General features: G+C 63.2%; 14 protein-coding genes. 1 reads left to right on the top strand and 13 read right to left on the bottom strand.

Going from position 1 to position 12,256, the window contains the following annotated elements; genetic code table 11:
- Positions 1 to 3 precede the first annotated feature (3 nt).
- The 13 genes from JQ604_RS15145 to JQ604_RS15085 form a co-directional block, all read right to left on the bottom strand.
- Positions 4 to 549 (bottom strand): DUF4376 domain-containing protein, encoded by a 546-nt coding sequence (locus tag JQ604_RS15145; RefSeq protein ID WP_212358204.1) that lies wholly within the window; start codon positions 547 to 549, stop codon positions 4 to 6.
- Positions 542 to 1,852: a hypothetical protein gene (locus JQ604_RS15140; protein ID WP_212358203.1), complete on the bottom strand. Its 1,311-nt coding sequence runs from the start codon at positions 1,850 to 1,852 to the stop codon at positions 542 to 544. Before JQ604_RS15140 ends, JQ604_RS15145 begins: the two co-directional genes overlap by 8 nt.
- 72 nt (positions 1,853 to 1,924) lie before the next feature.
- Positions 1,925 to 2,698: a YmfQ family protein gene (locus JQ604_RS15135; RefSeq protein ID WP_212358202.1), complete on the bottom strand. Its 774-nt coding sequence runs from the start codon at positions 2,696 to 2,698 to the stop codon at positions 1,925 to 1,927.
- Positions 2,695 to 3,813, bottom strand: coding sequence for a baseplate J/gp47 family protein (locus JQ604_RS15130; RefSeq protein ID WP_212358201.1), 1,119 nt, complete (start codon positions 3,811 to 3,813; stop codon positions 2,695 to 2,697). Before JQ604_RS15130 ends, JQ604_RS15135 begins: the two co-directional genes overlap by 4 nt.
- Before the next feature lie 3 nt (positions 3,814 to 3,816).
- The gene (locus tag JQ604_RS15125) at positions 3,817 to 4,329 is read right to left on the bottom strand and encodes a phage GP46 family protein (RefSeq protein ID WP_212358200.1); all 513 of its coding nucleotides are present in this window, start codon (positions 4,327 to 4,329) and stop codon (positions 3,817 to 3,819) included.
- A 4-nt stretch (positions 4,330 to 4,333) separates the two neighbouring features.
- Entirely contained in the window at positions 4,334 to 5,122 is a 789-nt protein-coding gene (locus JQ604_RS15120; RefSeq protein WP_212358199.1) for a phage baseplate assembly protein domain-containing protein, read from the bottom strand.
- A gap of 8 nt (positions 5,123 to 5,130) precedes the next feature.
- On the bottom strand, positions 5,131 to 6,204 hold the full coding sequence (locus JQ604_RS15115; RefSeq protein ID WP_212358198.1) for a phage baseplate assembly protein: 1,074 nt from the start codon (positions 6,202 to 6,204) through the stop codon (positions 5,131 to 5,133).
- Positions 6,205 to 6,224: 20 nt separating this feature from the next.
- Positions 6,225 to 6,707 (bottom strand): hypothetical protein, encoded by a 483-nt coding sequence (locus tag JQ604_RS15110; protein WP_212358197.1) that lies wholly within the window; start codon positions 6,705 to 6,707, stop codon positions 6,225 to 6,227.
- A gap of 3 nt (positions 6,708 to 6,710) precedes the next feature.
- Positions 6,711 to 7,379 (bottom strand): hypothetical protein, encoded by a 669-nt coding sequence (locus JQ604_RS15105; RefSeq protein ID WP_212358196.1) that lies wholly within the window; start codon positions 7,377 to 7,379, stop codon positions 6,711 to 6,713.
- On the bottom strand, positions 7,376 to 7,930 hold the full coding sequence (locus tag JQ604_RS15100; RefSeq protein ID WP_212358195.1) for a DNA circularization N-terminal domain-containing protein: 555 nt from the start codon (positions 7,928 to 7,930) through the stop codon (positions 7,376 to 7,378). Before JQ604_RS15100 ends, JQ604_RS15105 begins: the two co-directional genes overlap by 4 nt.
- Complete coding sequence (locus tag JQ604_RS15095; RefSeq protein ID WP_212358194.1) at positions 7,927 to 10,434, bottom strand: hypothetical protein; 2,508 nt, start codon at positions 10,432 to 10,434, stop codon at positions 7,927 to 7,929. Before JQ604_RS15095 ends, JQ604_RS15100 begins: the two co-directional genes overlap by 4 nt.
- A gap of 163 nt (positions 10,435 to 10,597) precedes the next feature.
- The gene (locus JQ604_RS15090) at positions 10,598 to 11,041 is read right to left on the bottom strand and encodes a phage tail assembly protein (protein WP_212358193.1); all 444 of its coding nucleotides are present in this window, start codon (positions 11,039 to 11,041) and stop codon (positions 10,598 to 10,600) included.
- Complete coding sequence (locus JQ604_RS15085) at positions 11,038 to 11,403, bottom strand: phage tail tube protein (RefSeq protein ID WP_128941060.1); 366 nt, start codon at positions 11,401 to 11,403, stop codon at positions 11,038 to 11,040. The genes JQ604_RS15090 and JQ604_RS15085 overlap by 4 nt, the downstream gene beginning before the upstream one ends.
- A gap of 584 nt (positions 11,404 to 11,987) precedes the next feature.
- Between JQ604_RS15085 and JQ604_RS15080 the strand changes: the two genes are divergently transcribed.
- A complete protein-coding gene (locus JQ604_RS15080) occupies positions 11,988 to 12,233 on the top strand; it encodes a hypothetical protein (RefSeq protein WP_212358192.1) in 246 nt (81 codons plus the stop codon).
- Positions 12,234 to 12,256: the final 23 nt, after the last annotated feature.

The raw sequence follows: 12,256 nt of genomic DNA, 5'->3' as shown, positions 1-12,256 counted from the left end.
CCGTCAGCCTTTCACCGCCTTGAACCGCTCGTCGATCTGCTGGTGGCTGGTGATCTTCTTTTGCCTGACCTGCGTAACGATGTCGGTATAGGCGACAAAGCATGCATCGATGTGGTGCTGGAGATCCCCGACCTGCTGCTTCAGCTGATCGTTGGTGAGCGGATAGAGCTCGCCGTCCGCGCCTACCCATGTCGTGGTGAAGTTGGGATCGTTGGTCGCCAGCAGGCCAGCGCCGATGATCATGGTCTTGCCACGGTCATCCGTCTTCAGGGGCACCCCGGCCGTGGAGGCGATGCCGCCCGTCTCCAGCTTCCATCGCTCGTTGGCGGCGTAGGCTTCGAGCGTGACGAAAATGAAGTAGGGATCGAGCACGCCCTGCAGCGCGGCGTCGGTCTGGGTGCCATCGTTGTCTCGCGGCCATGTCGTCGGGGCCTGAACCTCGGCGAACGCGATGAAGTCCGGATCGGTCTCGTCAACGATCTGCTGGCGGGCGCTCGCGAAGATGCGGCCGTCGTCTGCGCGCCAATACCAGTTGAACGGGTTAAACATACTGACCTCCCGACAGCTGGGTGCCCGGGATGCTGCCCGGCACGTAGTTGGGGCCGCCGCCGCCTGTGTTGAGGATGCCGTTGGTCGCGACGTAGTAGCGCATGCCGGTCGCCGCGCCGGTCACATCCGCCACCCAATCGACCACGCCCACGTCGAAGCAGCGAATGAAGGCGGTGCCGTAGTTCGGTGTGCCGACAATGTTGAGCGTCATATGGACGGAGAGCGGGCAGTCGGCCTTGGAGGCTTGCGAGCATTCGATGAAGCAACCGGGCGAGTACGGGCCGCCCGGGGTGCCTCCAGAGATTTTGAAGGCCGACAAGCCGAAGCGAAGCTGCGAGCCGTTCACCAGCCGGTTCTGTGCGCCGACCGTTGGACCCCACTCGAAATTGTCGATGCCCATCAGCCACGGGCCGTTGCCGTAGATACCGTTGCACTCCGAGATGCTGCCGACCCCCGTGTGCGTGACCTTGAAGCCGCTCATGTAATTGGCGACCCCGGCCATGCCGATGCAGGAGTTGGTCTGGTTACCCGCGATCAGGCATGCTGCTGGGTTGGCATTGTTGCCGTGCCACGAAACTTGGCCTTGACCGGCAACTTGAGGAAGCTGCACGGGCGCATAAGTCGCGTCCGCGACGTAGACATCGACATTGTAGCCATTGAGGTTGAACTTCGCGATTGAGTTCGACGCGCGCTGCAACGTCCTGAACGGACCTTTTGGGGACGGGCCGACCGCCGCCTGCGAGCCGTCGAAATTGTCGTCTCCGGTATTGCCGTTGACGTAGTACGTGCGCGGCGCGGTGAGATAGATCGGCCCGCCAGAGCCCGCCGAATTGATGCCCGTCAGGACCCATTGCGCGCCGTCATAGACGAAGGTGGCGACCTGACCTTGGATCAGGTCGTACTGCTGCAGGTTTGTGCCGTCCGGTCTGACCACATGCTTGGGCGAGAGCGGATAGAGCGCGAGCGTCGAGTCGCCCGCGTTGGTCGCGCCGATCTTCACGCGGCAAACCATGCCAGCGAAATAGTCGTCCGGTGCTGGCGCAAGGTGCGCGACGTAGGCGTTCGCGGTGCCGTAGTCGGCCGAGTAGTTCAGACGCTGCGACTGGATCGCTTTTGCCAGCTGATGCAGGTCAGAGTTCGCTGGCACCGCAATATTGACATCGGTGAGGAGATTGACGATCTCGCGCTGCGGATACTCAATCGACGCGGCGGGCGGGATCGATCCAGCCTGGCCGGTCGAAGGGTTGCCGTTGATATAGGGAGCGTTCGGATCGCTCACGCCATAGGGCTGGTTGTACTTCATGCGCGCGTCCTCTTGCGCGGCGGGCCGAGACAGGCTCGCCGTGGTGACCGTCAGAGAAGCTTGTCGAAAGGGCTACGGTGTCCCCGCCATGGGATCGCCCGGCGTCAGGCCGGAATAGTCGAAGACGATCTCGGTGTGCGCTGGCTTCCAGCGCGCGAGGATGCATTCAAGATCGGTGGCGTGCCCGATGCGCAGATGCGGATCGACGCCGCATTGGCCCGACGCGCAGCGAAACCATGTCAGGTTCGCTTGATGGACGTGGACCGTCCAATAGTAGCGGTTGGTGTCGGGGCCGAGGCCATAGTTCGGATATTCGCTCAGCTCGCCGTTCTGAACCCGCTCGCCGTTGGGATTGTAGACCGGCAGGTAGCCGCAGACGAACATTGGGCTGAACATCGGGTTGCTGCCGTCGCCATAGACCCGATTGTCGCCGCAGCGATCCAGCCCGACCATGAACGGCCGATACTCGGTGATCGTGATCGTGTAGCCGATCTGGGCAGCGAAATTGATGTAGAACTGGCGCGACTGCGACCCCCACAGCGTCATCCGCGCGACCAACGCCACCTGCCGATCATGGATGCTCTGAGGCGCGGTATAGCAAGGATCAGGCAGGCCCCAGTTGCGCTCCCAGTCCGGTAACAGCTCGACGGTCTGGCGCGGATCGCTTTCGCGCTCCAGCAGATCGGCGGCGCGGCCGTCAACGAAGCCCCAATAGTTCGCCAGCCCACGGCATGCCAGATCGAGCGTTGATCCGGGATGCTTCGGCCACGCTTGGCCCTGCGGCAGCAGCGACAGCAGCGCCGTGCCGTAGTCGTCGCCCAGCCGTCGAATGTGCCTGTCGCTCATGGGTAATAGATCGTCCCGAGCACCGCCATGTGGCCGGGCGATGGCATCACATAATCGTCGTCCGTCACCAGCTTGAAGGACTGCACGCTGGGCGCGTTCATGATCGCGTAGGAAACCCACGCGGCGAAGATGGTCTGTCCGGGCGCGGCCGTGACGAATAGCATGTCGCGCAGGCTCTTCTCGATCTCGGCTTTCACTTCCTCGGTGTCGGGGACCAGATCGGCGATGGTGATGTCGATGAATTGCTTGATCGGCGCGATGACGTAGCAGTCCTTGACGGTGACCGGGCGCACCTTGTCGATGTAATCGGCGACCGCCACGATATCCTCCGGCTGCGGCCAGCCGTCGTCGTCGGCGCGCAGATCGTCCATCAGGAAGCGCACCGTCATTGTGCCGATGCCCATCTCCTGCGGCGCGGCCCATGCCCGCGTGACGCCGTTCACCGCCAGCGCCCATTGCTCATAGTCGGTCTTGTCGCCGCCCATCGGCGGGTTCTGGATGCGGCGCAGGATGCGCGAGCGCAGCTGATCATCGGTCTCGGCGTCGGTGCCGCCCGTCAAAGCGACGACCGAGGCGGTCGAACTTACCCCAGCGGGCGGCGTCGGCATCCATAGCGCGGAGTCGACAGGCAGGTTGCCGAAGCTGCCCGCGTCGAGCGCGCGGATCGGGCCTTGCACCAAAGTCGTTGCCGATGTGGTGATGTCTTCGAGGGTTTCGAAGGTCACAACATCGTTGGGCGAGTCGGAGCCGGGCGGCATGCCGACCGCGCTCTGCAACTGCGTGCCAGCCGGGATCACCGTGCGGTCAATGATGCCCTGAAAGCTGGCGGTCCCGCTGGCCAGCGAAGCCAGCTTGCGGCCGGTCGTGCCATCGGCGTTGACGAGCCAGATGTTGCTGTGCCGATCCAGCCATTCGGTCTCGGCCGTGTCGGGCAGCAGCTGCAGCGCCAGCCAGTCGATGTACTGCAGGGTCAGGTGGCAGAGCGCGCCTTGGCTGTCCGACAGGATGCGCAGCACGCTGTTCGGGACATTTGCGTCTGCACCAGGCAGCGATGCATGCACGGCATCGCGCACCAGCGAGCGGACCTCTCGCAGTGTCGGCGTTGACCAAGGCATTCTCTATGGCCCCATCGCGTCCCAGAGAACCTCATAGCGCAGCTCGATTGGGCGGCCGGGTCCTCGAACAATCCGCAGCAGTGCGTCGATGCGCTGCTTGTCCACGCGCGTCGCCATCACTTCGAAGCTTGTGCAAATGCGCCGGTCCACGAACGGCTGCATGGCGTCGCGAATGTAGTTTTCGACGGCGACCAGCGTGGAGCCTTGCTGCGCGGATGCCGAGTTGATCTTGGAGCGGCGCAGCAGCCAAAGCTTTGAGCCGACCGGCCAGCCGTTCCAGATCAGCTCGGCATCGAGATCGCCCCACCAGCCGCAGCGGTCGCTGCTGTCGGGATCGGGCAGCACATCGGTGGGAGAAGCCAGCGCGTTGGTGCCTAAAGCGACGCAGACGGCGGTCGCAAGCGCCTGGGTGTCGTCCAGCGTGCCGTTCGGCAGCAGCGACCAGTCCAGCGTGACCGAGTATTTCGGGAACTGATTGTTCTGGACCAGCCTGATGTCAGGGACATTGGCGGCCATCGGCTCATCCGATCTTGCCGAGGCTGTTCACGCACGGCCCCGATAGCGTCGCCAGATAGTCGAATGCCCCTTTGCCAGCTTCCCCACCGACATAGACCTGCTTGTCGGTGTGGCAATGCACGTAGGTGTTGCCATCATCGAGCATCAGATGGACCTGCTTGCCAGAGGCGCGGGTCCTGTCCTTGGTCACATCAACGAAGCGGTTGCCTTTCTGGCCGTCCTTGTACAGCGCCTCCTGACCGCGCTTCTGCTGGCCTTGCTGCTGCCCGCCGCCGGCTGATCCATCCGCCGCCAGCTGATGCGCGCCAGCGCCGCCCGATCCCGATCCGCCGCCTTGCGTGGAGTTGCTTTCGCTGTCCTTGTCGAGCAGCTGCATGCGCACCGTCTTGTCCTGCGGCGCGGTCCAAAAGCCGCCATCCTTGGTCAGATGGAATTGCTGCTTGTCGCCGCGCCCGCGAAACATCGCGGTGTCGCCTTTCTCCAGCTTGTAGAGGCGGTGCCTGCGATCATCCATCGGGCCGCTGACCGGAAACGACCGATTGCCGCCCATGAAACCGACGAAGGTCTCTGCGCTGGCCGCGATCTTGCCGTCCGCGCCTTTCTCCGCGTCGAACACCACGCTGGTGAAGCCATAGTTCTGCGGGCTCTCGATCTCCGCGCGGGTCTCGTTGGCCATGAAATTCCCGCCCATCTCCTGCATCAGCTTCTGGTCATCGACCTTATCGACGACGCTGCGCGATCCGCCTGCGGTGTATGCGCGGATGGACGTATTGAGCGGCGTAGCGCGATGCATGGGGACTCCTATGCTCCGGGGTTGAAGTCGGAACGGCTGCGCAAAAGGTTGGGGCTGACCAGATCGAGCGTCGTATGCGTCCCGCTGGCGTTGTCCTGGGTGAATGTGCAGTTCTGGATTTTCAGGGTGTTGTTCAGCATCGCCATCGGCGAGTAGACCGAGACCTCTTCGCCCGCGTGCCAGAGCGCTGATCCATCGCGCAGCCAGCCCTGCACGACGATGGTGGCCTGTATCTTCGTGCCTTCGTGCCAGATGCTTTCGTTCTTCGCGCGGGACTGCAGCTCGGCGATGGTCTTCACTGGCTGCTCGGCCGGGGTGATCAGCTTCGAGAAGACCGGCGAGGTGCCGCCGACCGTCGCCTTCATCTCGCTCGCCGCGGTGCCCGAATTGCTATCGCTGGCCGGGGCCTGCCCATCGACGCGATATTCGCTATAGGTGTGCTCCTCGGTGATGATGCACTGACAGGACTTGATGTTCTGCCCTTCCACCAGCTGCGCGGCGACCGGGAAGGCGTGCTCGCCGATCATGAGGAAATTGCCGTGGCTGTCAGATCCCATGACGACGCCACGCGGCCGGGCGATCCGCTCAAGGAAGTCCCAGATCAGCTCGCCTTTCTCGTTCTGCAGCTTGTCGAATGGCGTGAGGTCAAGCTGCCCAATCACCTTGATGCCGACCGGATAGTCCTGCAGCACTTCCTGCGCGACCTGCAGGATGTTCTTTTTATCGAAGTTGCCGGTCTTGGTATCGACGCTCGATTTGGCCGGGCCAGCGGTGTCGCTTTTGCCGATCAGCATCACGCCGTGCTGAAAGGCGTCATAGGCGACTTGCCGGGTCTCGATGAAGCCCGTCACCGCCAGCTGTCCCGCCAGCGTGATGGTGCAGCGATCACCCGGTTTGAACTGCAGCTTCGCGATCAGGGGGAAAGGGCCGCCGCGCTGGTTGACGATGGGATCGCGCTCGGCTGCGGTGAAGCGGAAATAGGTGAAGCTGTCTGCCCAGCGTTCCTGAACCCAGACCGATTCCCAATCTTCGAACTTCAGGCCGTTGACCTCAAGAACGGCAACTTCTTGAGGCTTCGGCATGTTTCGAGCGCCCCCCTAACTCACTTGCGCTGTGGGGGTTCAATCGGAGTCGGTTCGCCCAGCGGCTGGATCGAGCCCGCGACGGCTTCGCCGCCGACGACCTGGATGTCGCAGATAGTGATCAACTCGCGCGTGCCTTCGCCCAGATCAGCATCGCAAGTCGCGGTGATCTGGACCTGACCCATGCCGCCCATGGGTACGGCGCGGCAAATCGTGCTGTCCTGAAGGTCTACCTGCACCGAAGCGATAGCCTCGTCCGAGCTTGCCCAGGCGACATCGCCATCGATGGTCGCAGGGTTGCCTCTTGCATCGACATACGAGACCTGCATCAGCACGCTGTGATCGACCGGCAGTGTGTACATGACATGGTTTCCTTCTGCGGTGACGGTGAACTGCTCGAACGTCAGCTTGATCTCCGAGCGGCCGCGCGGCGGCTCCTCGGTGACTTCCATGATCTTCAGGGTGTTGCCGAAGATGATCTCGACGCGCTGCAGCTCGACCATGGGTCAGGACGACAGCGCTTGGCCCGCCATCGGGCAGAAAGCCGGATGCACGATCTTGTTTTCGGCGCGAAGCTCGTCGCAGCGCGATGCGTCGTCATAGAGCTTGTAAGCCATGACCAGCGACGGCAGCGGCTCGAAGAATTGATAGTTCAGCATGCGCGGCAGCGGCCGAGCCGTTGCCACCAGATGATTGGTGACCGTGCCGTGCAGCGCGACCAGCGCCTGAAATGTCATCTGGTCCATTTCGTCGGCGGCGATCTCCTCGGCGTCCTGGAACGGTTGCAGCAGCTGCTGCTTCAAGGCATCGACATCCTGCCTGCTGACGAAGGACATGCTCGCGATGATGTGGCACTGCGTCGCGAGGCACAGGCGGATGCCGCAGTTCATCACCAGCGCGCCTCCAAGGGTTGCTGGGGCTTCCTGTTCGATCTGTTCGCGGACGTGGTTGATCTGCGTTGATGATGTGCCCGCCAGCCGCGCCAGCTCGAAGCATTGGTCCAGCGGCGGCCCCAGCGTATCGCTGATGCAGAGCTTGAACGCATTTGCGCGGGTGTCGCCGATGGCGGTGCGCGCATCCGATCCCAGGCGGCCCTTGGATGGCACGGTCGCCAGCAGCTGCGCCAGCATGCGATCCACTATCGGCGCAGCCTCTTCAGCATCGAGCCGTTTCATGCGCTGATCGCCTTGGTGGGCGGCGGCAGCATCTGCTCTGACAGCGCCCGCAGAACCTGCGAGCGCATGGCGTCGCTGGCCTGGGTGATGGCTGCTGCCGTCGCGATGCTCGGCGCAAGCTGCTGGGGATCGAGCCCGTATTCCAGAAACTGCATGTCGAAGACGCAATAGCCGCCGAAGCGTTCTTCCTCGGACATGCGATAGCGCGGGCAGACCACCTGCTGGGCTGGCTGCGTCGGCAGCTGAAGCACGCCCGGGCCTTCGGCTTCCAGCTGCTGCATCAATTGATCGCGGGCGATCCGGTAGTCGCGGCTGTAAAGCGCGTATTCGCTGTCATAGGGGAAGACGATGCAATAGCCGCGCACGCTGAACTCGCGCGCCGCGCGGCCCATGTCTTCGGCATAGGGCAGCTCTTTTTTCGGAAACTGATGCTCGACGATCCTGCGCCCGCTCTCCCGGCCATTGGCTTCGCAGTGGAAGCGCGCGCCGTTGAACGAGGCTGGCATCAGCGACCGACGCCAGACCGCTGGCAGATCGAAGATGTTGGTCATTGCAGGAATTGCTCCGTCGCGTAGCCGCCCACAGGTCCGCGCGGGGCTTCGGACATCTGGGTCTGGCGCTTGATCTCGACGTTCTTGAACAGGCCGCCACCTTCAGCGGCGACATTGGTGCCCTTCGGCGCGTTGACATCGACGCTTATCTTGCCGGTGCCCTCGACCTTGGTGCTCGCGGCCTGCGACCGATCCAGCTGCGCGCGGTCTTCGTCCAGCCGGCGATAGGTGAAGCGTGCATCGGTCGGGAAGGTCTTGGCCGAGTAGCCCATCTGCGTTGCCGCAGACGAGGTGATGTCGATGCCACGCCCTGTGCGCGGGCTCGGGCCGATATCGGTCTGCGGCAGCACGAAGGTGCGGCCATCGGGCGTCGTCACTTCGTACATCTTCCCGAGGCCCTCGCGCGTGGGCAGCGCGATTCCTGGCACTTGGTTGGACTGACCCGATGCGGTCTTGCGGCCGATTGGTTCAGAAGGATCGTGCCAGCCCGGGCCGCTACCGAACCAAGAGCCTTTCGCCGTCTGACCCGTCTCGCCCGCACCCTTTCCGGTGCCGGGTCCTACATCACCCTTCGCGATTGACTGCGGCGTCCACTCGAAGTGCCCCCAATCGTGTATCGATGCACCGGAGGACGTATCCAGATTGCGCATGTGGTGCCGCCGCTGAATTTCCGCGAACTGCTCTGGATGCGCCTTTGCCCACGCATAGAGTTTCGGGCTGTTGTCAGGCCCACTGCCAAACCCGGTCTCGATATCGAGCGCGTTGCCGTAACCGTGCTGGCGCGGCTTGTGGACGTAAGCACCTGCGAACTGATCCAGCGGCGCACCAGCATCGTGCAAGTCCTTCAGGAAGCCCGCCATGTCAGGGCCGGCGTATTTATTTGCCCTGATCGATGTCGGACCTTGCCCCTTCGGAATGCCGGTTGGCAATTCGATCTGCGCGTTCGGGCCATACTGCTGAACGTCGCCCATGCCCATCGCACGCGCGCGCTCGCTGCCCATGAAATTGTAACCGCCAACACCTTCATACTTGCCACTCGCAGCGGCCGGTGTCTCACCCGCGCCTTTTCCAGAGCCGGGACCCGCATCGTTGCCATACGGCGTGTCTGTCGGCGTGCGCATCGCGTACTGACGGCCGCCGCTGCCCGCGCCGACATCGCTGCCATAGGGCGCTACCCCGCCGCCGCTGCCACCGAGGTTGGCATAGCCGCCGCCGCCGAAGGCGCGGGGCGTGACGCCGCGCCCGCCGCCGCCGAAGCCGCCGCCCGGGTGATAGGCCGCAGCGATCACGCCGCCGCCCATGCCGCCACCGTCCCCGCCGCCAGCCATGGCCAGCTTCAGCAGGTTGGTCAGGTCTTCCGTCGCGCTGGTCTGCTTCTTGATGGCGTCGGTCTGTTCCTTCTCGGGCAGACCCAGCAACCCGCGTCGCCGCTCCATGTCCTGTTGTTGCCGACGCTGAAACTCTTGGTCGGGTGTCGGCTGCGGCCCCTGCGGCTTCTCAACGCCGAGGCCGAACTTGCCGAAGCGCTCCTGGATGCTTTCCTTGGCGGTGTCTGGCCGCAGCAGGTGCTTCTCCTCGATCTCGTTGACCTTGGAGATGATCGTGTCCAGCGTGCTCTCGACAGCCTTCAACGCGGTCAGCAGGTACGGGATGAAAGGCTGCTTCAGCGTTTCGACCAGCGTCTCGTACTTCTTGACGACCTGACCCCACTCGTTGGACAGCGCCTCGGCATTCCGCTGCCGCTTGTCGGCCAGCTCCTGTTCGGCCTTCGAGAGATTTTGCAGCTGGCCAGCTTCGCGCAGTCGTGAATTGTAGCCGAGGTCGGCATAGAACTGGTTGCGTCGGTTGGCGGCTTCTTGCTCGCTGTGCGTCTGCTCCAGCGCGTGCCGATAAACCTGTTCGCCGCCTTCGCGGATGATGTTCAGCTGGTCGGCGACGGTCTTCGCGCTGGTCAGGCGGTCGAGGAATCGCTGCATGTTCTCGACCGCTTCGCGGCCGGGCCCTGCCTGCTGCAGCATGTGCAGGCGCAACTGGCTGCCTTGCCGCTGCAGCTCGGCGACCTTGCCCGAGATCGCGCCGATGCTGGCGGCGGATTCCTCGGCGCTGATGCCGAAGGCCTGCAGCTGCTCGGTGACATCCTTCAGCTGGGCCGGATTGACGCCGAATTGCCGGGCCTGCTGGTTCACACTCCTGATCTTGTCCGCATATTCGATCAGGGCCTTGCTCTGCTTCGCGATCTCGAAGCCGAACAGCGCGAGCCCGGCAGCGCCAGCGGCAAGACCGCTGCGGAGCATGCCGAGGCCCTTGAAGGCCTCGCCGACTTCGCCGGTCATGCCCTTGATCTTGGCGGTCAGCTCGGACGTTTCGCGCTTGAACTTCTCGACGTGCCGTTGGCTGGCTCCGCTGCCTAGCTGCTTGATCTCCTCATTCAGTTTCGCGAGCCCAGCCGAAGCGTTGTCGGCGAGGTTGACCGTTAAGCGTAGCTCTTCCTGTTCGGTGGCCATCAGTCGTCATCGCCAGCGGCGGCCCGCTGGGCCTTGTCGCATTGCGCCGAACGGTGCAGATGCAGGGCCACGTCGCTGATCGGCATCGCCAAGAAGACCTCGGGGCTGACGTGATACCAGCGCGCCAAGCGGTAGCAGTCGAGGATGATCTCTTCCTCGCTGCCTACCAGGCCGCTGGATCGGGAAGAAAAAAACGCCGCAACCGATAGGCGCAGCTATTCCAATCGCGGGTGTCCATCTCTTCGATGAAGGGCGGCAGCACGCCCGACAGCGCGGCGATCATGTACGTCATCTTGCGCTCATCGATCACCACGTCACCGTCTTGGTTGACGCGGATCGGGTTGCCGTAGCGGTTGATGTCGCCAGCGCGCGGCTCGCGCAGCGAGACTTCCTTGATGTCCTCGCCGCGATTGTTACGGATCGGGCGATAGAGCAGCTTGACGACGATGGGCCACTCGTCCTGTTCCAGCGGCGGCAGTTCGGCGGGCGACGGCTCGATCTCGGGCGGTGGCATCGCGCGGGTCTTGCCGCCGCTCGGCGAAATGATCTCGGGCTCGGGCTTCGCCTGATCGTCCACGAAGCCTTCGCGTTTCGGGTTCACGTTCACAGGCTCACCTCCTCACAGGTGACGCCTTCCCAGCGCACGCGGACCTGACCATCGCGGGTATTGTTCTCGAAACCGCCCTTGCAGGTGGCGCTGGTCAGCACGTACTGCATCCGGTTCGCCAGCTGCGCGACCACCGTGACATCGGTTTCGTTCAGCAGGTCCTCCAGATAGAAGCCAGGAAGCGTCGAAAGATCGCCCTCGATATAGGGCACGCGCGGCAGCTCCTGATAGCCATGCACGCCATCCTGTCCCGCGATCATCGTTCGCTCGACAGGCGACGGGCTGACGGTGAAGTTGCCGCGCAGCGCCAGCTGGTTGCCATCCACGGTCAGGAAGGCAATGCCCGCAATTCTCTGTGCCATTGATCAGTCCTCCTTTTGCTTTAAGTTCGCAGCGCATGATCCAAGGCCCGTTTTGGGAGCTTGAATCAGGCTCACGGCGGCGCCATCCCGCGATGACCCTAATACTCTGAATTTACTTCCGCTTTCGGCAGCATAGCGGCCTATGCCCGGATTTGCCGCTGGCTGAACCAGTCGCGATTGACCCTTTTCGGACCTAGCGTGCTGTCTGACTTGAGTCCGTAATGCGCTCAAAATCGGACGTTGGCCAACCTCTGCCGACCAAACTCAATCGGACCACAAGCCCGTTCGCGATTCCTAGGGACCCGGCGGCACCGAAATGCTGGGCACGATGAACAAACCAGCCGAGAGACCTATGGCCCAATCCCAATGTCGATCCTGCAGATGTGAAGCGCGCCTTCCAGCACCGAATTTGTGATAGTGTTTGCGCCCAGTCCCTGCTATCCCGTGCCTTGATGAAACGGCAAATCGGCCATAGGCGACGTCCTTTTGCATCCGCGCTGCGTGGACTGCTGACCGTTTTCCTTACGATTGCGTATGTCCTCGTTGGCGTGGGAGGGGAGATTGCCTGCGCCGAGGAGACGCTCATGTCAGTCGAGCAGGTCGAACAGCTCGAACTCGGCGATGTACCCGGCAAAGCGGACCAGGATTCGAAGAAGCCGGCCGTCACCGTCGTCGATCATTGCTACACGTGTGTTCCCTTGCTCCTTCCGCCGCCGCTCCTAGTAGTTGAGCCAGCGGCAAAGTCGGTCCCGCCGACATACTCCACTCCGACGTTCGTCCTTGAGGATCATCCGGGGCTCGATACGCCGCCGCCCAAATACCGGATCTGAGAGCCGTCTTCTCGGAGCGCGCG

It is taken from the genome of Bradyrhizobium jicamae (assembly GCF_018130695.1).
GTDB classification, from domain to species: domain Bacteria; phylum Pseudomonadota; class Alphaproteobacteria; order Rhizobiales; family Xanthobacteraceae; genus Bradyrhizobium; species Bradyrhizobium jicamae_B.
This window is presented reverse-complemented; position numbering and strand designations above follow the sequence as displayed.